General features: G+C 68.6%; 17 protein-coding genes and 1 pseudogene. 6 read left to right on the plus strand and 12 right to left on the minus strand.

Annotated elements, in window-relative coordinates:
* Positions 1–71: 71 nt before the first annotated feature.
* On the minus strand, positions 72–1814 hold the full coding sequence (locus SREC43747_RS0108100; RefSeq protein ID WP_029720664.1) for an ABC-ATPase domain-containing protein: 1743 nt from the start codon (positions 1812–1814) through the stop codon (positions 72–74).
* Positions 1815–2073: 259 nt separating this feature from the next.
* Between SREC43747_RS0108100 and SREC43747_RS0108105 the strand changes: the two genes are divergently transcribed.
* The gene (locus SREC43747_RS0108105; protein ID WP_051387856.1) at positions 2074–2940 is read left to right on the plus strand and encodes a lysozyme; all 867 of its coding nucleotides are present in this window, start codon (positions 2074–2076) and stop codon (positions 2938–2940) included.
* A 79-nt stretch (positions 2941–3019) separates the two neighbouring features.
* Here SREC43747_RS0108105 and SREC43747_RS0108110 read toward each other — a convergent pair whose 3' ends face one another.
* Both SREC43747_RS0108110 and SREC43747_RS0108115 read right to left on the minus strand, forming a co-directional pair.
* The gene (locus SREC43747_RS0108110) at positions 3020–4147 is read right to left on the minus strand and encodes an LCP family protein (RefSeq protein ID WP_081722481.1); all 1128 of its coding nucleotides are present in this window, start codon (positions 4145–4147) and stop codon (positions 3020–3022) included.
* A 151-nt stretch (positions 4148–4298) separates the two neighbouring features.
* Complete coding sequence (locus SREC43747_RS0108115; RefSeq protein ID WP_029720667.1) at positions 4299–5555, minus strand: aspartate aminotransferase family protein; 1257 nt, start codon at positions 5553–5555, stop codon at positions 4299–4301.
* Between the two features lie 113 nt (positions 5556–5668).
* Between SREC43747_RS0108115 and SREC43747_RS0108120 the strand changes: the two genes are divergently transcribed.
* Entirely contained in the window at positions 5669–7150 is a 1482-nt protein-coding gene (locus tag SREC43747_RS0108120; RefSeq protein WP_029720668.1) for an NAD-dependent succinate-semialdehyde dehydrogenase, read from the plus strand.
* A 55-nt stretch (positions 7151–7205) separates the two neighbouring features.
* Here SREC43747_RS0108120 and SREC43747_RS0108125 read toward each other — a convergent pair whose 3' ends face one another.
* From SREC43747_RS0108125 to SREC43747_RS0108140, 4 genes are all read right to left on the minus strand, one after another.
* On the minus strand, positions 7206–7901 hold the full coding sequence (locus tag SREC43747_RS0108125; RefSeq protein ID WP_029720669.1) for a GntR family transcriptional regulator: 696 nt from the start codon (positions 7899–7901) through the stop codon (positions 7206–7208).
* A gap of 20 nt (positions 7902–7921) precedes the next feature.
* Positions 7922–8665 carry a maleate cis-trans isomerase family protein gene (locus SREC43747_RS0108130; protein ID WP_037331585.1) on the minus strand — a complete coding sequence of 248 codons (744 nt, stop codon included), beginning with the start codon at positions 8663–8665 and terminating at the stop codon, positions 7922–7924.
* A gap of 123 nt (positions 8666–8788) precedes the next feature.
* The gene (locus SREC43747_RS0108135) at positions 8789–9544 is read right to left on the minus strand and encodes a maleate cis-trans isomerase family protein (protein ID WP_037331586.1); all 756 of its coding nucleotides are present in this window, start codon (positions 9542–9544) and stop codon (positions 8789–8791) included.
* Positions 9545–9547: 3 nt separating this feature from the next.
* Entirely contained in the window at positions 9548–10042 is a 495-nt protein-coding gene (locus tag SREC43747_RS0108140; protein ID WP_201768655.1) for a DUF3830 family protein, read from the minus strand.
* Positions 10043–10233: 191 nt separating this feature from the next.
* Between SREC43747_RS0108140 and SREC43747_RS0108145 the strand changes: the two genes are divergently transcribed.
* Both SREC43747_RS0108145 and SREC43747_RS0108150 read left to right on the plus strand, forming a co-directional pair.
* On the plus strand, positions 10234–11208 hold the full coding sequence (locus SREC43747_RS0108145; protein ID WP_029720673.1) for a D-2-hydroxyacid dehydrogenase: 975 nt from the start codon (positions 10234–10236) through the stop codon (positions 11206–11208).
* Positions 11208–12644, plus strand: a complete 1437-nt coding sequence (locus tag SREC43747_RS0108150; RefSeq protein WP_029720675.1) for an amidase — start codon at positions 11208–11210, stop codon at positions 12642–12644. The genes SREC43747_RS0108145 and SREC43747_RS0108150 overlap by 1 nt, the downstream gene beginning before the upstream one ends.
* Here SREC43747_RS0108150 and SREC43747_RS0108155 read toward each other — a convergent pair.
* Both SREC43747_RS0108155 and SREC43747_RS0108160 read right to left on the minus strand, forming a co-directional pair.
* Complete coding sequence (locus tag SREC43747_RS0108155) at positions 12616–14049, minus strand: aldehyde dehydrogenase family protein (RefSeq protein WP_029720676.1); 1434 nt, start codon at positions 14047–14049, stop codon at positions 12616–12618. The two genes, SREC43747_RS0108150 and SREC43747_RS0108155, sit on opposite strands and share 29 nt — an antisense overlap.
* 39 nt (positions 14050–14088) lie before the next feature.
* Positions 14089–15384, minus strand: a complete 1296-nt coding sequence (locus tag SREC43747_RS0108160) for an MFS transporter (RefSeq protein ID WP_236623088.1) — start codon at positions 15382–15384, stop codon at positions 14089–14091.
* 66 nt (positions 15385–15450) lie between these two features.
* Here SREC43747_RS0108160 and SREC43747_RS0108165 point away from each other — a divergent pair, with 66 nt between their 5' ends.
* A complete protein-coding gene (locus SREC43747_RS0108165; RefSeq protein WP_051387858.1) occupies positions 15451–16161 on the plus strand; it encodes a GntR family transcriptional regulator in 711 nt (236 codons plus the stop codon).
* A 174-nt stretch (positions 16162–16335) separates the two neighbouring features.
* Here SREC43747_RS0108165 and SREC43747_RS0108170 read toward each other — a convergent pair whose 3' ends face one another.
* Together SREC43747_RS0108170 and SREC43747_RS0108175 are read right to left on the minus strand one after the other, a co-directional pair.
* Complete coding sequence (locus SREC43747_RS0108170) at positions 16336–17538, minus strand: SPFH domain-containing protein (RefSeq protein ID WP_051387860.1); 1203 nt, start codon at positions 17536–17538, stop codon at positions 16336–16338.
* 10 nt (positions 17539–17548) lie between these two features.
* The gene (locus SREC43747_RS0108175; RefSeq protein WP_029720682.1) at positions 17549–17977 is read right to left on the minus strand and encodes an NfeD family protein; all 429 of its coding nucleotides are present in this window, start codon (positions 17975–17977) and stop codon (positions 17549–17551) included.
* A 192-nt stretch (positions 17978–18169) separates the two neighbouring features.
* Here SREC43747_RS0108175 and SREC43747_RS22355 point away from each other — a divergent pair.
* A pseudogene (locus SREC43747_RS22355) lies at positions 18170–18697 on the plus strand (Rv1486c family protein); the annotation flags it as partial.
* Here the strand turns inward: SREC43747_RS22355 and SREC43747_RS22280 are convergent.
* Positions 18652–18801, minus strand: coding sequence for a hypothetical protein (locus SREC43747_RS22280; RefSeq protein ID WP_368681315.1), 150 nt, complete (start codon positions 18799–18801; stop codon positions 18652–18654). The pseudogene SREC43747_RS22355 and the gene SREC43747_RS22280 overlap by 46 nt on opposite strands.
* Positions 18802–18831: the final 30 nt, after the last annotated feature.

Consider the following 18831-nt stretch of genomic DNA (forward strand, 5'->3'; position numbering starts at 1 on the left):
CACCCTCTGCTGCTGGACACTCCTTGTGGTGCCCGCCCGCAGGTGCCGGGCAAACCCCAGCGGGCTGCGGGCTAGTGCAGCCGCGCCACCCGCAGACTGCGCAAGCGGTTGAGCGCCGCCGCCACTTCCAGCGAGCGGGGCACGGCGAAATCCCCCGTGTACTGCTCGTCCACCGCCGCGATGCCGCGGTGGCGCACTTCCTCGTCGAAGATCCGCAGCGCCTCGGCCAGCGTGCGGGACCCGTCGAACACCCCCCGCCGGGCCAACTGCAGCAGCACCAGGCCGATCCCGGTGACCTGGGCGGGGTCGACGATCTGCTCCACCGCCCGCAACTCGATGGTGTCATCCCCCAGGGTGAGGGCGTCAACGCCGCGGGCCCGCAACTTGACCCGTCCCTGCGGCAGCGAACCGGGATCCACCACCCGGTTGCGCACCGGCGGGAACTCCTGGGCCTCGGCCTGCCGGCCGGTGGGGTTGGCCGCCAAGGCGCGAGCCGTCTCGGTCACATCGCGCGCCCGGTAGGAGTCCATCATGATGACCTGGTCGGCGACGTCCATGTAGTCCCCGGAGCCGCCCATCACCAACACCGTGGACACACCCCGCTGGTGGTACAGGGGGCGGATGAGGTCCACGAACGGGGTCAGCGGTTCGGAGTCCTTGGCCACCAGCGCCTGCATCCGGGCGTCCCGGATCATCAGGTTGGTCGCGGCGGTGTCCTCGTCCACCAGCAGCACCTTGGCCCCGGCCTCGACCGCTTCCACGATGGAGGCCGCCTGCGAGGTCGACCCGGACGCGTTGTCGGTGGAGAAGTCGCTGGTGTCCGCCCCGGAAGGCAGGTGGGCGACGAACGGGCTGACATCCACCCGGTGCACGCGGCGACCGTCCTCGGCTCGGATCTTCACCGTCTCCGGCCGGCACGCCACCAGTTCCCGCCCGTCACCGGGGATGTGGTCGTAGATGCCGTACTCCAGGGCCCGCAGCAGCGTCGACTTGCCGTGGAAACCACCCCCCACGATCAACGTCACCCCCTCGGGAATCCCCATTCCGGTGACCGTGCCGCGGTTGGGGAGCTCCACTTCCACGCGCAGGGAGTCCGGGGAGCGGAACGGCACGCCACTGGTCAACGGCCGGTCGTCGACCCCGCTGCGGCGGGGCAGGATCGCCCCGTCGGCCACGAACGCCACCAGCCCCTTCCCGGCCAGCTGCTGGCGCAGCGCATCGCTGTCCTCGATGGATTCGACGAACTGCTGCACCGCATCGGGGTCGAGGCTGTCGTAGCGCAACGCCCGCTGCACCGCGCGCGGCAGGTCCTCGCACAACGCCTGCTCGGCTTGCCTCCCGTCGATCATGCGCCCCCGACCGGGCAGATCGATCCCCAGGCGCAGCACCACCGCGCCGTCCTCGTCGATCTGGCAGGCACTGCGGTCCAGCACCTGCTGGCGGCCGGTGTCCACGCGCAGCCGACTGCCCCGCAGTTCTTTGCCCACCGCGCGCAGCAGATAGCCGGCCAGGGCCCGGGCCCGCACCCGGGTGGCCCACAAGCGGTGGGGAAAGCCCGCGGTGCGCGGCTCCACCCGCACCTGGCAGCGGGACGCCGGGGCGTACGGATCGGGCTGCACCCGCTGCACCTGCAGGGTGAAGCCCTCGAACTGCCACTGGCCGCTGAGCGTCTTGTAGCGGCCGTAGCTGCTGCCGTGGATCGCGTGCAGTTGCTGGCGCAGCCCCTGCTGGTCCCGGCGCTGCCCGCCGGGCTGGGGGTTGCGTCGATGATGTCGCGGAGCGCGGCCCCCGGGGCCGCCGGTTCGCTGTGCCATGTCCGAAGACCTACCCGAGACCGCTCGGTCTTCTCCCCCCGGGGGGGTCACTCGAGCAACGGACGCTCGTCCGGGCTGCCCCGGGGCCCACGAGCCGGTGACGGGGGCGCTGCTGGCGTCGGGCACGGGCGCGGCAGCCGGGTTAGGCTCCCACCGCGCAGACCGAGACCGCCCGGCCCCGCGTTGAGAGCGACACAACCCTGGGGGCAAAGCGGTGCCAACCGCTGGCGGGCCGTGTGGACGAGGAGGTCAATCGCACATGCACTGCACTGGGGAGAAAGGCCCGCCGCTGCACCGCGTGCCGGCCTGGCGACTGCTGGTGGCGATCGTGGCGACGGTGTTGGCGGGTGTTCTCGTCACCGCTCCTGCCGCTGCGCACGCCGCAGCACCGCAGCCCCACCACGACGCGCCGCCGCTGGACCCCAACGACCCGCACGGGGCGTGGGCGGGCTACAGCTTGCGCGGCCAGTCCGGCCCGGCCCAGCCGCGCGGGGTTCCGGCCGAGTCGGTGGCGGGCATGGACGTCAGCGGCCACCAGGGCGATGTGGACTGGCAGGCCGCCTACCAGGCCGGAGCTCGGTTCGCCTACGTCAAGGCCACCGAAGGCACCGACTTCCGCAACTCGCACTTCGCGCAGCAGTACAACGGCTCCTACGAGGTGGGGATGATCCGCGGCGCCTACCACTTCGCGCTGCCGGACCGCTCCACCGGGGCCGAGCAGGCGAAGTTCTTCGCCGCCAACGGGGGCGGCTGGTCCGCTGACGGGCGCACGCTGCCGGGGGTGCTGGACATCGAGCACAACCCGTACGGCGAGCAGTGCTACGGGTTGAACCCGCAGCAGATGACCGGTTGGATCGAGGACTTCTCCCACACCTACCACCGGATCACCGGACGCTACCCGGTGATCTACACCACCACCCAGTGGTGGAACACGTGCACCGGTGGGGCCGATGTGGCCGAGCGCAACCCGCTGTGGGTGGCCCGCTACAACGACTTCGTCGGCGAGCTGCCGGGTCGCTGGCAGCAGCACACGTTCTGGCAGTACTCCGACAGCGGCCGGTTCCCCGGCTGCCAGGACGTGTTCAACGGCAGCTACGAGCAGTTGAAGAGGTTCGCTGCCGCCTAGACCGTCCCTCCCACGGCGATGCGGGCCGCCCCCGGAAAACCACACCGGGGGCGGCCCGCATCGTTGCAGGGCTTTCGGGTCAGTCGAGCAGGTCTTGCGGGATGGGTTCGTCGTTGGCGATGGCGTCGAACAGCCGCAGCGCGTTCTCCCGATCCCACAGCACCACCGATTGACCGCTGTCGGTGGTGCCGAAGCCGGCGAAGGGCACGCTGATGGTGGCCCCGTTGCCGGCGCTGATGTCCCGCATGGCCCACATCAGCGGCAGCATGTGCCACAGGTGGTCGGAATCGTCGACCAGCACCATCTGGGTGGCTTGCGAAGCCATCGGGAAGATCCGGAACGGGTTGAGCAGGGTGGCGGGGCTGGTGGCCTTGTCCACCAGGGCCCCCAGCAGTTTGCGCTGGTTCTCCGCCCGCTCGAAGTCGCCGCCTTCCAGCGAGTAGCGGGCCCGCACGAAGCCGAGCGCTGTCGGCCCGTCCAATTCCTGGCACCCGGCGGGCAGCTGGACGTGGGCCCGGTCGTCGTTGATCGGCTTGTCCAGGCAGATGTCCACTCCGCCGACCGCGTCGACCAGTTCCACGAAGCCGCCGAAGCCGACTTCGGCGTAGTGGTCGATGTGCACCCCGGTGACCTGCTCGATGGTTTGGGCCAGCAGCGGCGGACCACCGTAGGCGTAGGCGTGGTTGAGCCGGGTGCGGCCGTGGCCGGGGATCGGCACGTAGGAGTCGCGGGGCAGGCTGACCATGACCGGTTGCCCACCACCGGCGGGGATGTGCACCAGCATCATGGTGTCGGTGCGCCGACCAGCGGCGTTGCCCGCGGACAGCTGTTCCCGCTGCTCTTCGGTGAGGCCTTCGCGGCTGTCGGAGCCGACCAGCAGCCAGTTGGTGCCGGCCGAATCAGCTGCTTTGCCGTCGAAGGACAAGGCCTCGATGCGCTGCAGCTTGTTGTCGAAGTAGACCACCAGCCCGGCCAACGCCAGCACCAGCACCAGCAGGGTGATCCCGATGCGCCGGCCCCACCGCTTGGGTTTGCGCGCAGGTGGCGGCGGAGGCTGGGGTGGGCGGTTGCCGCCCCGCCGTGGCGGCGGCTGGCCGCGGTCCCTCGCCGGGCGGGCAGAGCCACGCGCAGCACGGTAGTAGTCGTACTTGCCTTCACTGTGCGGCCTGCGGGCCCTCGGCGGTTCTCCCGCCGACCAATCGCTCATGAGCTCACACCTGCGTTTAGTCGGCTTCGACACGCACGGCTGACGCGTCGTCTTCCAGGCGTGAAGCATGGCAGACCGGCCGCGGCCGGTTGAACAGTGCTACCGTCCTGTTACCTGGGGTGGCCGCGCACGCACCCTGCGCGCGGGCGTGTCAGTCGGCAACGGCTTCGTGCACGGCCTCGGCCCACAGCTGCAGCCCCTGGTCGATCTGCTCGGCGGTGACGATCAGCGGCGGGATCATCCGCACCACGTTGCCGTGCGGGCCGCAGGTCAACAGCAGCAGACCCCGGCGGGCGGCGGCTTGTTGCGCGCGCACCGCGGTGGTGGTGTCCGGGCTCCCGTCGGGGGCGGTGAACTCGTTGCCCAGCATCAGCCCCCGGCCCCGCACGTCACCGATGACCGGGTGGTCGGCGGCGATCTTGCGCAGTCCTTCTTTGAGCCGCGCGCCTTGCTCGGCGGCGTTGTCCACCAGGCCTTCTTCCTCCACCACCTGCAGCGTGGCGATCGCGGCGGCGGCCGCAACCGCGTTGCCCCCGTAGGTGCCGCCTTGCGACCCCGGCCAGGCCTTGCTCATCAACTCGTGGCTGGCCGCGATCGCGGAAAGGGGGAAACCGCTGGCCAGTCCTTTGGCGGTGATCAGCACATCCGGGGTGATGGTGGCGTGCTGGTGGCCCCAGAACGTGCCGGTGCGCCCCACACCGGTCTGCACTTCGTCGACGATGAGCACGAAACCGTGCTCATCGGCCCGGTGGCGCAGCTGTTCCAAGAACTCCGGCGGAGCGGGGATGTAGCCGCCTTCGCCGAGGACCGGTTCGACGATCACGGCCGCGGTGTCGCGGGGCGAGCTGACGGTGGCCAGCAGGTGGTCGAACTCGGCCAGGGCGAAGGCGACGGCCTGCTCCTGGCTCCAGCCGTGCCGGTAGGTCTCGGGGAAGGGCGCGAAGACCACCCCGGGCATCATCGGGCCGATGCCGGCGCGCACTTTGGTTCCCGAGCTGGTCAGCGCACCGGCACCCATGGTGCGCCCGTGGAAACCACCGTGGAAGGCGATGATGTTCTGCCGCCCGGTGGCCTGGCGGGCCAGGCGCACGGCGGCTTCGACGGCTTCGCTTCCGGAGTTGACGTAGAACAGCCGGTCGAGCCCGGCGGGCAGCACGGTGCCCAGCCGTTCGGTCAGCTCCAGCAGCGGCCGGTGCATCACGGTCGTGTACTGGGCGTGGATCAGGGTACTCACCTGGCGCTGGGCGGCTTCCACCACGCGCGGGTGGCAGTGCCCGGTGCTGGTCACCCCGATGCCGGCGGTGAAGTCCAGGTAGGCGCGGTCGTGCTCGTCGTAGAGGTAGACCCCTTCGCCGCGGACGGCCAAGACGGGCGTGGCTTGTTTGAGCACCGGCGACAGCTCGGCCATGACTCAACTCCAAGAGACGAAGAATCTTCGAAATGTAGGATTGTCGACAATCAGGCTTTACATGCAACCATCCCCGCAGTCCCGTGTCCAGCACCACGACGAAAGGCACCGCGATGACCCACCAGCAAACCTCCCACCCCCGCGAGAGCGCAGTCCTGCAAGCCGTGCCCACCCAACTGCTCATCGGAGGCAAGTGGCGCCCGGCCACCGGAGAACGCACCTACCAGGTGGAAGACCCCGCCACCGCCACCCCGCTGTGCTCGGTCGCCGACGCCACCCCCGACGACGCCCTGGACGCCGTCACCGCCGCCAGCCAAGCCCAACCGCAATGGGCGCAGCACCCCCCGCGAGAACGCGGCGAGATCCTGCGCCGCGCCTTCGAACTGATCACCCAGCGGCACGAAGACCTCGCCCTGCTGATGACCATGGAAATGGGCAAACCCCTCGCCGAATCCCGCGCCGAAATCACCTACGCGGCCGAATTCTTCCGGTGGTTCTCCGAAGAAGCCGTCCGCATCAGCGGCGACTACTCGGTGGCCCCCAACGGCAGCGGCCGCTTCCTGGTCATGCGCCAACCCGTCGGCCCCGCCGTGCTGATCACCCCCTGGAACTTCCCGATGGCCATGGGCACCCGCAAGATCGGCCCCGCCATCGCCGCCGGCTGCACCGCGGTGATCAAACCCGCCCACCAAACCCCGCTGTCCATGCTGGCGCTGGCCGACATCCTCATCGAAGCCGGCCTCCCCGACGGGGTGCTCAACGTGATCACCACCACCTCGGCCAGCGCGGTGAGCGAACCGATGATCCGCGACCCGCGCGTGCGCAAGCTGTCCTTCACCGGATCCACCGCCGTGGGCCGCGCACTCATCGAGCAATCCGCCCAACAGGTGCTGAAGGTCTCCCTCGAACTCGGCGGCAACGCCCCGTTCATCGTCTTCGACGACGCCGACCTCGACGCCGCCGTCGACGGAGCGATGCTGGCCAAGATGCGCAACACCGGGGAAGCCTGCACCGCCGCCAACCGCTTCTACGTCCACGCCGACCTCGCCGACGAATTCGCCCGCCGCATCGCCGACCGCATGGCCGAACTCCGCATCGGCCGCGGCGTCAGCGACAACGTCGACGTCGGCCCCCTCATCGACCAGAACCAGCTGAACAAGGTCGACGAACTGGTCAGCGACGCGGTCAGCCGCGGAGCCGAAGTCCTCACCGGCGGCACCCGCCACGACGGGCCCGGCTACTTCTACCGGCCCACCGTGCTCACCAATGTGCCAGTGGAAGCCCGCCTCAGCTGCGAGGAGATCTTCGGCCCCGTCGCCGCCATCACCCCGTTCACCGACGAACAAGCGGTCATCGACCAAGCCAACGACACCGAATACGGCCTGGTCAGCTACCTCTACACCCGAGATCTGCAGCGAGCCCTGCGAGTCACCGAAGCCCTGCAGACCGGCATGGTCGGCCTCAACCAAGGCCTGGTGTCCAACCCAGCCGCCCCCTTCGGCGGGGTCAAGCACTCCGGCCTCGGCCGCGAAGGCGGCAAGGTCGGCATCGACGAATTCCTCGAAACCAAATACGTCGCCATCGGCGGCCTGTGACCAACAGCTGCGCCTGTGCGCGGGGGCTGGTGTTCCCCGCGCACAGGCCCGGCGGCTAGTCGCCCGCCATCACCACGTTCAACCGGTGCAACGCGTCCCGCATGTGCTCTTCCAGTCGGCGGATCACCAACTGCTCGTCCCCGGTCTCGATCGCGTCCACCAGCCCCTTGTGCTCGTCCAACAGCGCCTGCACATCCGCCTGGTACTTGTCCTGCAGCGCCGTCAAGCACATCCGCGTCTCCACGAACAGCGTCTGCGCCATCCGCTGCAGGCGAGCACTGCCGCTGACCCGCACCAGCGTCTCGTGGAACTCCTGATCGGCATCGGCCAGCTCCACCGAATCACCCTTGCCGGCCGCCGACACCATCCGGCTGTGCGCGGCGGTCAACTCCGCCACCGCCTCCACCCGGTGGCGGCGCACGATCTGCTCGCACGCAGCCCGCTCCACCGCCAGCCGCGCCAGGTACAAGTCCTTGACGTCCTCCGGGCCCAGCTCCACCACGAACAACCCGCGGTGCGGCTCGCTGCGCAACAGCCCCTCGGCCACCAGCCGCTGCATCGCCTCCCGCAGCGGCCCTCGGCTCACCCCCAGCCGGGAGGCCAGCTCCGCCTCCCCGAGCTGACTGCCCGGGGGCAACGACCCGTAGACGATCGCCGACCGTAACTGGTCGGCCACGATCGCAGCCGTGGACCGGCGCTGAACCGGTTCCAGTTCTCCCGGCTGCTGGTTCTGCTCGTCAAGCCCGAGCACACCTGATCACTCCTCGAAAACTATGGGCAAGGAGCACGCTGCCCGACACCCGCGCACCGGAACAGCGTCCCCAACTTCTCACTACCGCACTCCCAACCGGCCAGCCGCAACCCCTCCCACACGGTGACCTGGTTCGCGGTCAGCACCGGCTTGCCGAGCCGGGCCTCGAGATCCTCCAACCACGCCAACGTGTGCAAAGCGGTGTCCGGCAGCAGCACGGCATCGGCCAGAGCGTCGTCGTTGGCCGCGGCGAACTCCACCACCTCGTTCCGGCCCAACGTGCCCACCTCGGCCGCGGTGATGATGCCCCGACCCGACCAGTGCACCACCTGCTGCCCACCGGCCTGCAGGAACTGCACGAACCGCGAAGCAACATCGGCCGGGTAGGTGGCGGCCACCGCCACCCGCCGCAACCCCAACGCGGCCGCGGCCCGCACGAACGCGAACGACGTGCTCGACGCCGGCACTCCGGCCACCTGCTGCAGCTCGGCCACCTGCTGGCGAGCACCGTCCCAACCGAAGACGAAACTGCCGCTGGTGCACGCCCACAACACCGAGCGCACCCCGCGGCCCCGCACCCGGCGGGCCCCGTCGGCCAACACCGGGGCAGCACCGATCTCCAGCAGCGCATCCACCCGGTGGGCGTCCTCCGGCATCTGCGTGTGCACCACCGGAAGCCGCACACCGAGATGCTGCTCGGCCACGGCGTAGTCGTCCTCGGCGCTGAAGCCGGGGTAGAGGATTCCCGCGGTAGGTGTTGTCACCGGAAAACTCCGTCCGTCATCCTGACTCCCCCGACCCGGCCGGCCACCAACACCGACAAACGGTCGATTGTTGACAATAATACCGGCTGGGCGGGTGAAGCCAATGTTTCCGTGATCCGATCGTCATGCCGCCGAAATGCCGAAACTCCGCAGCAGCCACTGCTCCCCGGCCACCGCGGACACCCCCATCCGGCGCAGCGCAGCCCACATCGTGACCTGATTGGCCGTCAACACGGGCTTGCCCAACAACCGCTCCAACGGGCCGATGATGTCGTAGGTGGCCACGTTCGTGCAGGTGACGAACACCGCATCGGCCTCCGGGCGATCCACCGCCCGCACGATCTCGACCACCTGCGAATACGGCACTCGCCAGATCTGCTCCAACAACCCCAGCCCCACACTGGCGACCACCTCGATGCCGTGCTCGGCCAGGAACAACCGCAACCGCTCGGTCACGCTCTCCACGTACGGCGAGGCCACCGCGATCCGCCCAACACCCAACTCCCGGACCGCCTCCACCAACGCGCCCGACGTGGTCACCGCCGTCGGCGCCCCCGCCTGCAACATCACGTCAACGAGCTCGCGCTCACCCTGCGCACCCCGCACGAAACTGCCCGAGGTGCACGCGTACGCCACCACCTCCGGTTGCGGAGTCAACAGGTCGCGCGTCGCGTTGTAGACCGCGGCCTCCTCACTGACCCGGTTGGCCTGCTCCATCGTCACCGGCACCGGAACGAACGGCGTCCGCGTGATCAACAGCGACACGTCCTCCGGCGTCCACCGCCACAACTCCCGATCCAACGCGGTGTCGTACGGGACGATCACCCCCACGCCGCGCTGCGCCCGGGGACCCGAAACCTCCAGGGGCACCCGCACCACCCCCTAGTCCTCGCAACGCTCGTAGCGCAGCCGCTCCCCGACACTGCCGGACCGCCACACGTCGTGGCAGGCCTCGGCCATCTCCTCCAGCCCCGACACGATCGCGGCGTACACGCTGCCCGGGACCCAGCCGACATCACCGTTGATCAGCAAGTTGTTCCGGCCGTAGAAAACGGCCAGATCGACGACCCCCGGCAGGTGGTGGATGTTCTTCTCCTCCTTGAACGAACGGTCCAACATCCCGCCGTCGAAGGAGAAGTACACGACATCCCCCGGAATCGGGGTCACCGTCGGGTTCTCCAGGCCCGGCTCGGCATCGGCGAACCGGGGGACCATCGTGTAGACCTCGTTGCGCGCGTACTTGGCATGATGCGCCGGCCCGGACAGCGGCAACGCCTGCCACACCGCTTCACACGTTCGCGGAGCGTCCTTCTCCAGCAGCTCCGCCACGCACGAAACACCGCGCTTTTCCAGCGTAATCAGCATGCGCTTGGACATCGCCGATTCCGTTCTCACGAAGGGGCGGGGGAAACAGGAACCTCCGGAAACCGTCCGGCTCGCCGATGCCGCCGAAACCAAACGGAATTACCCTCACAACGAGGCTATCCGAGGATTGTTGACAATCCTACGATGCGTTCTTAGCGTGTCAATCCCCTGCACACCACCCCACCCCTACTTAAGGTCAGGCCATGGTCCAGCCCAACCCCAAGGTCGTCGCCCTCCACACCGGACACCCACCCGCAGCCCTCCAACGCATCCAACACCACGCCGACCTGCACATCAGCACCCCCGAACAACTCCCCCACACCCTGCCCGGCGCCGAAATCCTCTACGCCTGGGACTTCCGCACCGACGCCCTCACCAACGCCTGGCCCCACGCCACCCACCTGCGCTGGATCCACGCCGCCAGCGCCGGAGTCGACCACCTGCTCACCCCCGAACTCGTCAACTCCGACATCACCCTCACCAACTCCCGCGGCGTCTTCGACCAACCCATCGCCGAATACGTCCTCGGCCTGATCCTCACCTTCGCCAAAGACCTCCACACCAGCATCCGCCTGCAAGACCGCAAACACTGGAAACACCGCGAAACCGAACAAATCCACGGCAAAACCGCGCTCATCATCGGCACCGGCCCCATCGGCCGAGCCATCGCCCGCCAACTCACCGCAGCCGGACTCACCGTCAACGCCGCCGGCCGCACCGCCCGCCACGACCCCGACTTCGGCCACGTGCACCGCTCAACCGACCTGGCCCACCACGCCGGCAACTACGACTACCTCGTCCTCGCCGCACCCCTGACCGACCAAACCAGGAACCTCGTCGACGACACCGTCCTCGCCAACTGCAAACCCACCGCCCGCATCATCAACATCGGCCGCGGCGAACTCATCGACGAACCAGCCCTCACCACCGCCCTGCAACACGGCCGCATCGCCGGCGCCGCCCTCGACGTCTTCCACACCGAACCCCTGCCCGAGGACTCCCCGCTGTGGGACATGCCCAACGTCCTCATCTCCCCCCACATGGCAGGCGACACCACCGACTGGACCGACGCCCTCGTCGACCTGTTCCTGACCAACCTGCGCGCCTACACCCAAGGCAGCAAGCTCCGCAACGTCGTCAACAAAAAACTCGGCTACGTCAGCGAAACGGAGCCCTGATGACCCAAACCAAACCCACCCAGCGCACCGCAGCCGACCTCACCACCACCGAGCTGCTCACCGCCTACGCCGCCGGCGAACTCTCCCCCGTCGAAGCCACCCAAGCCGCCCTGGACCGCATCGACCAGCTCAACCCAACCGTCAACGCCTACTGCCTCGTCGACGCCGAACGCGCCCTCGCCCAAGCCCGCCAATCCGAAAAACGCTGGCACCGCAAACAACCAGCCGGAAAACTCGACGGCATCCCCGTCTCCATCAAAGACATCTTCCTCACCCGCGGCTGGCCCACCCTGCGCGGCTCCCGCACCATCAACCCCGACCAACCCTGGACCGAAGACGCCCCCGCCGTAGCCCGACTGCGCGAGCACAACGCCATCCTCATCGGCAAAACCACCACCCCCGAACTCGCCTGGAAAGGCGTCACCGACAGCCCACTGACCGGAATCACCCGCAACCCCTGGGACCCCACCCGCACCGCAGGCGGCTCCAGCGGCGGCGCCGCAGCCGCCGTCGCCCTCGGCATGGCCCCCCTCGCCATCGGCACCGACGGCGGCGGATCAGTCCGCATCCCCGCAGCCTTCTGCGGAATCACCACCATCAAACCCACCTACGGGCGCATCCCCCACTACCCGGCCAGCCCCTACGGCACCCTCGCCCACGCCGGCCCCATGACCACCACGGTCACCGAAACCGCACTCCTGCTCGACGTCCTCTCCGAACCCGACCACCGCGACTGGTCCGCCCTACCCCCACCCACGCACCCCCACCTGGACACCCTCGAAAACGGCGTCCGCGGCATGCGCATCGCCCTCAGCCTCGACCTCGGCTACGCCACCACCCACCCCGACATCGCCCACGCCGTCACCCGCGCCGCCCACACCCTCGAACAACTCGGCGCCACCGTCGAACAACCCGACCTGCACCTGGACGACCCCGTCGAAGACTTCCACATCCTCTGGTTCTCCGGAGCCGCCAAATCCTGCCAACACCTCACCCCAGAACAAATCCAGCAACTCGACCCAGGACTGCAGCACATCCGCCAACAAGGACTCACCTACAGCGCCCAGGACTACCTCGAAGCCACCAACACCCGCATGAAACTCGGCCAACGCATGGGCGCCTTCCACCAGAAATGGGACCTCCTGCTCACCCCCACCGTGCCCATCCCGGCCTTCCAAGCAGGGCACGAAGTCCCACCCGGCTCACCCAGCCCCCGCTGGACCAGCTGGACCCCCCTCACCTACCCCTTCAACATGACCCAACAACCCGCCGCCAGCATCCCCTGCGGCACCACCCAAGACGGGCTCCCCATCGGGCTGCAGATCATCGGCCCCCGCCACAGCGACGCCCGCGTCCTCCAAGCCGCCCGCGCCCTGGAAAAGGCCCAACCCTGGCAACGCCCCCAGCTCAACCCCAAGCCGACATCACATGCTTGACCCGGCTGTACTCGGCCAACCCCCACCAGCCGTAATCCCGCCCGGAAGCCGAATGCTTGAACCCGCTGTGCGGCATCTCCGACACGAACCGGCGATGCGCGTTCACCCACACCGTGCCGGCCTGCAACGCACGTGACACCCGCATCGCCCGATCGTGATCCCGCGTCCACACGCTCGCCACCAACCCGTACCGCACCCCATTGGCCAACTCCACAGCCTCCCGCTCACCAGCGAACGGCTGCACCACCACCACCGGCCCCAACACCTCGTTCTGCACCAGCTCATCCTCCTGGTGCACCCCCACCACCACCGTCGCCTCGTGGAAGAACCCCCGCTCCCCCACCCGACGACCACCAGCCACCACCCGAGCGTGCTCACCCAACCGGGCCAACTGCGTCTGCACCACATCCAACTGGCCCTGACTGTTCAACGGCCCGAACGCGGCATCAGGATCCTGCGGCGGCCCCGGCCGCAACACCCCGGCCCACTCCCCCAACGCCGCCACCAACTCCTCGTAAACCGAGCGCTCCACCAACACCCGGCTCACCGCCGCACAACTCTGCCCCGCATCCCCGAACGCCGCCGCAGCGATCTCCTCCGCCGCCCGCGGCACATCAGCATCCGCGAACACCACCGCAGGCGCCTTGCCCCCCAACTGCAAGTGCACCCGCTTCAAATCAGCCGCCGCCGACCCCGCCACCTCCATCCCCGACAACACCGTGCCGGTGATCGAAACCATCCCCGGAACCCCGTGCGCCACCATCGCCCGGCCACTGTCCCGATCCCCGCACACCACGTTCAGCACCCCCGGCGGCAAGAACTCCCCAGCGATCTCCCCCAACAGCACCCCGCTGACCGGAGTCGTCTCCGCCGGCTTGAGCACCACCGAATTCCCCGCCGCCACCGCAGGCGCGAAATTCGCCACCGCCAACAACAACGGGTGCGTCCACGAAACCACCTGCGCGCACACCCCGATCGGCTCCCGCCGAGCGAACGACGTCATCCCCGCCGCGTACTCACCCGCCGCCGACTCCGCCTGCACCCGCGCCGAACCCGCGTAAAAGCGCAACAGATCAACCGCCGCCGGAAGCTCCTCCTGCTCCACCACCCGAAACGGCTTGCCCGTGTTCCGGCACTCGGCGAAGACCAAATCCGCGGCGTGCTGCTCCACCGCATCCGCGATCCCCAACAACGCGCGCTGCCGCTGCCGCGGAGTGGACTGCGACCACGACGCGAACGCCTCGGCAGCAACCCCCATCACCGCGTCCACATCCGTCCACCGCGTCAACGGAGAGCTGCCGTACACCTCGCCGGTGCTCGGATCCACCACCGAAAGCCGCTCACCGCTCTCGGCAGCAACCCGCTTCCCACCGACAACGTTGTGCAATTCCAGCGCCGTGGTCACACATCCTCCATCGCCACCGACGGCCGGACACTTGACCCGCTAACCGACCTCCGGCCGAACCAACGCCCGGCGCTGCCGATACCACGCCTGCGCCAGCGTGCCCACCACCACAAGCACCAGCACCGGCACGAAAGCCCACCGGTACGCCACCAGATCGGGCAACGACGACAACATCTGCAGCACCGACCCCACCGACAACTGAATCAGCACCGCAGCGGTGAAACCACCCATGTTCACCACACCGGACGCCGCTCCCGACCGGTGCGCCGCATTGGCCTCCCGCGCACCGTCGAACGCCAACATCGCAGCACCACCGCCAACACCGATCACCAGCAGCGCCACCACCAACACCGCGTTCGGCAGCACACCGGGCCACAGCACCAGCAATGCCCACGCCACGGCCACCGAAACCGACAACCACAGCGAAAAGCGCTCCCGCCGCAGCCGCCGACCGGCCACGAACTGCCCCACCAGCAGCGTGCTCACGATGAAAGCGATCACCGAGAACATCAACAGCGACCCGGCCTGGGTCTCACTGCGCCCCTGCGCTTGCGTCAACCACGGCGCACCCCACAACGTGGTGATCGCGACGAACTGGGCCATCAGCACGAAGTGCACCCAGAACGAGTGCTTCGTGCCCCGTTCGGCCACCACCGCGCGCAACGCATGCCCGATCTTCTCCCCGGGCACCGACGCGGCCTGGGGCTCGACGACCGACTCCTGCGGCCGGTCCCTGATCACCACGGCGGCCACCACGGCACCGGCCCCGGTGATCAGCGCCGCACCCAGGAACGTCGGAACCCAGCCCAGGCCCTCCAGCGACAACCCCAGCGGCAGCGTCGAGATCACCTGCCCGAGCCCACCGGCCAGACCGGTCAGCGCAGCCACCTTGCCGTACTTGGCCGGCGGGAACCAGTAAGCGGCCAGCCGCAACACGTTGGTGAACATGAAGGCGTCACCGACCCCGATCAGCAGCCGGCCGGCGAAACCGCCGATCACCGAACCGCTCACCGCGAACACCGCCGATCCCACGGCCAACGCCACCATGCCCCCGGTGATCACCTTGCGCGGGCCGAGACGGTCGGCCATGAGGCCGGACGGCACCTGCAGCGCCAGGTAGACCCCGAGCTGCAGAGCGGAGAACGAGGCCAGCAACGCCGGCCCCGCGGAAAACCGTTCCAGCGCCTGCGGCGCCGCCACCCCCAGGCTCGCCCGGTGGAACATCGCGACGAAGTAGCAGAGCGCGCCGACTATCCACACCAACCACGCCAGTCGCCCCGGGCGATGAGCGCGCTGCGCGACGTCGGCCTGAGGGGACGCAATCGTCTCGGACACCAGACTCCTCTCTCGAAATTCTGATATACAGCTTAGATACAAGAAGTCTGGAAGTACGATGGCCCCGTGCCGAACACAACAGCAACCAACTCCGAACGCTCCCGGGCCAACGGCAACAACACCGTCCCAGCAGCCGACCGCGCCTACCAGTACGTCAAAGCGTGCCTGCTGGACGGCACCTTCCCGGACGGCGAACTGCTCTCCGAGGGAGAAATAGCCACCACCCTGCAGATGTCCCGCACTCCGGTCCGGGAAGCCTTCCTCCGCTTGCAAACCGAAGGCTTCCTGCGGCTCTACCCCAAGCGCGGCGCTCTCGTCGTCCCGGTCACCGCCACCGAAGCCCGCGCCGTCGTGGAAGCCCGCCTGGCCCTGGAAACCTTCGCCCTCGACAAGCTCGCCCTGCAAGACACCGAGGCCGTCACCGCCGTCGGCGACGAACTCAGCACCCACCCGGCCTGCGACAGCGGCGACCTCACCGACGCGGAAATGCACGAAGCCGACCGCGACTTCCACGCCCGCCTGGTCGCCGCAGCCGGCAACCCGGTCGTCACCGACCTCTACAACGCACTACGAGACCGGCAAATGCGGATCACCGCGACCGCCCGCACCCACACCGCGCGCACCCGCATCAGCAGCCAACACGCCAACATCGCCCAAGCCCTGCAACGCGGCGACGCGCAGCAGGCCAAAGAACTGCTCCGCCAGCACCTGCTGGGCACCGTGCGCGCCCTCGGCGTGTCCGGCGGCCCCTACTTGGAGCCTCCGGGCCTTGTTTGACCGTGGACGGGAGGCGACGACTTGACCAGGATTAATTTCAGTCAGCACTGAAACAATAGTAGTAATAAATATATTTGGTGGTCGCGGCCGCCGACGCCCTGTCGTCCCCCGCTCGGACAGCACAAGTGCCCGGCGGCCACGCAGACCACCGGGCACCCGATCGCTCAAGCGAGCTCAGCCCTGCTGGGGCTCCCCTCGCTCACCCCCGGACTGCGGCAACTGCCCCGGCGCCGCCGGAGAGCGCAACGCTCCCGTGCCACCGATCGTGCCCGGACCGGGCACCTCCTTCTGCGCCACCGCCTCGGCGGCCTTGACCGCCTCGGCCACCTCGGGAGTCGTCGAGGTGTCGAACCAATCCTTGATCGACTCCTCCTCGTCCTCCGGCTTCACCGCCGGCGGCTCCTCCTGGGGCGGTTCGTAGCGGAACACCCCGTCCTCGCCCTTGACACCGAGGCTCCGGGCAAAGCCCTCCAAGGCCTTGTTCAGGTCGCTCGGCACCACCCAGACCTTGTTCGCATCGCCCTTGGCCATCTCGGGCAGCGTCTGCAAGTACTGGTAAGCCAGCAGCTCCGGAGTCGGCTTGCTGCGCTTGACCGCGGCGAACAGCTTCTCGATCGCCTTCGCCTCACCCTGCGCCCGCAGGTAGCGGCCAGCCCGCTCACCCTGCGCCCGCAGAATGCTGGACTGGCGTTCCGCCTCAGCTGCCAGGATCGCGGCCTGCTTCTGACCCTCAGCTGCCAGGATCGCGGCCTGCTTCTGGCCCTCAGCGGTCTTGATCGCCGACTCCCGCTCACCCTCTGCGGTGAGGATCATCGCGCGCTTCTCCCGGTCAGCGCGCATCTGCTTCTCCATCGAGTCCTGGATGGACGGCGGTGGATCGATCGCCTTCAGCTCCACCCGGGCAACCCGGATGCCCCACCGCCCGGTCTCCTGGTCCAGCACTCCGCGCAGCTGGTTGTTGATCACGTCGCGGGAGGTGAGCGTCTCCTCCAAGCTCATGCCACCGACCACGTTCCGCAGCGTGGTCGTGGTCAACTGCTCCACACCAACGATGTAGTTGGAAATCTCGTAAACCGCCGACCGCGGATCCGTCACCTGGAAGTACACCACGGTGTCGATCGACACCGTGAGGTTGTCCTGGGTGATCACCGGCTGCGGCGGGAACGACACCACCTGCTCGCGGAGGTCGATCCGAGCGCGGATCCGATCCAGGAACGGCACCAAGAAGTTCAACCCGGGCTCGGCGACGTTGCGGAACTTGCCCAACCGTTCGATCACCGCGGCCTGCGACTGGGGAACCACCAGCACGGTCTTGACCGCAACGATGATCACCAGCAACACGACGACCGCTAGTGCGATAATCTCCCCTACCCCCACAATCGCCTCCTCACGGGCCCGCCCACACCACTGCGGTTGCCCCGGAAATTTCCATCACGGTCACAGTCTGCCCAGCTTCCATCACCTGGGACTCGTCCAGAGCACGCGCCGACCACAACTCCCCGTCGATGCGGACCTGCCCGCCATGGGCGTCCACCGTAGATTCAACGACCGCTTTCTTGCCGATCAGCGCGTGCACATTGGTCTTCAACTCCCGGCCGGTGTGCAACCGGCGCTTGAGCGCAGGGCGAGCGACGAACAACAACCCGAGGGCCAGCACGGCGAAGACGACCACGTCCACCACCAGCGGGGCCCCCAGGGCCGCAGTTCCGGCCGCAGCCAACGCGGCCGTCCCGAGCATCACCAGAACGAATTCGCCGGAGAGCACTTCAGCACCGATCAGGGCAACCCCGACGATCAACCACAGCACGGGAGTCATGAACACATCCTGGCAGATACGGGTATTCACGTTTAAGCACGTGATCAAGGCGTGATATCCCTGCATTCCCCAAGACGGACCTGCCCAACCACCGGCGCTGCTACCGCAGCGGATCACACTTCGCCCGCCCCCGCTGCCCAGGCCCACCGCCCACCCCTACCCTTGGGGAACGTGCCTTGCCCAAGCGCAACGATGGCGGTCTGGACATCCGCGTGGCTGCACGGTGCAGCGGCATCGGACGACGTGCTCGATGCTTTGCAACCGTGGGCCGAACAGCAGCAGGTGCGCGCCGCGACCGACGAACTCTCCACGCGGCTGGAATTGCCAGGCCCCCGAGAAACCCCGGCTTCCACCGGAGCCCTGCTGGCCGCGTTGCGCAAGGCAGGTGCGGCGACCGCCGACCTGGTCCTGCCCGTCCCCGGGGACGTGCGCGGCCTCGACGGCGCCACCGACTTCGCCAAGCAAGCGATGCGCAGCGGTGAAGCGACCGTGCTGCCCGACGCCGGCTTGGGGATCGTTCCGCAGCGGATCGCCGAAGGAATCCTGCAGTGGACTGCGTTCCCATTGGGGGAGCTTCCCCCGGCGGCGCACGTCCCGCTGGGCGAGGCGGAGCACGGGATGTCCTCGGCGATGCGGGAGGCGGCCAACACGCTGCTGGAACTGGGCGTGGCCAGTCACCGGCCCGGCGTCCGGGAAGAGATCGCCCGCCTCGTCTCCTCCCACCCCACCCCGCCCTGGCCCAAGCAAACGCCCCAGCGGGCGGTTCGGGTGCTGCAGCGGGAGTCCTTGGCCACCAGCGCCTGCATCCGGGCGTCCCGGATCATCAGGTTGGTCGCGGCGGTGTCCTCGTCCAC

The organism is Saccharopolyspora rectivirgula DSM 43747 (genome assembly GCF_000497205.1).
Classification (GTDB): domain Bacteria; phylum Actinomycetota; class Actinomycetes; order Mycobacteriales; family Pseudonocardiaceae; genus Saccharopolyspora; species Saccharopolyspora rectivirgula.

Excerpts from the sequence above, each read along its gene's own strand:
- SREC43747_RS0108100 (WP_029720664.1), bottom strand. The coding sequence starts at position 1,814 with ATGGCACAGCGAACCGGCGGCCCCGGGGGCCGCGCTCCGCGACATCAT.
- SREC43747_RS0108105 (WP_051387856.1), top strand. The coding sequence starts at position 2,074 with ATGCACTGCACTGGGGAGAAAGGCCCGCCGCTGCACCGCGTGCCGGCC.
- SREC43747_RS0108110 (WP_081722481.1), bottom strand. The coding sequence starts at position 4,147 with ATGAGCGATTGGTCGGCGGGAGAACCGCCGAGGGCCCGCAGGCCGCAC.
- SREC43747_RS0108115 (WP_029720667.1), bottom strand. The coding sequence starts at position 5,555 with ATGGCCGAGCTGTCGCCGGTGCTCAAACAAGCCACGCCCGTCTTGGCC.
- SREC43747_RS0108120 (WP_029720668.1), top strand. The coding sequence starts at position 5,669 with ATGACCCACCAGCAAACCTCCCACCCCCGCGAGAGCGCAGTCCTGCAA.
- SREC43747_RS0108140 (WP_201768655.1), bottom strand. The coding sequence starts at position 10,042 with ATGTCCAAGCGCATGCTGATTACGCTGGAAAAGCGCGGTGTTTCGTGC.
- SREC43747_RS0108145 (WP_029720673.1), top strand. The coding sequence starts at position 10,234 with ATGGTCCAGCCCAACCCCAAGGTCGTCGCCCTCCACACCGGACACCCA.
- SREC43747_RS0108150 (WP_029720675.1), top strand. The coding sequence starts at position 11,208 with ATGACCCAAACCAAACCCACCCAGCGCACCGCAGCCGACCTCACCACC.
- SREC43747_RS0108175 (WP_029720682.1), bottom strand. The coding sequence starts at position 17,977 with ATGACTCCCGTGCTGTGGTTGATCGTCGGGGTTGCCCTGATCGGTGCT.
- SREC43747_RS22280 (WP_368681315.1), bottom strand. The coding sequence starts at position 18,801 with ATGATCCGGGACGCCCGGATGCAGGCGCTGGTGGCCAAGGACTCCCGC.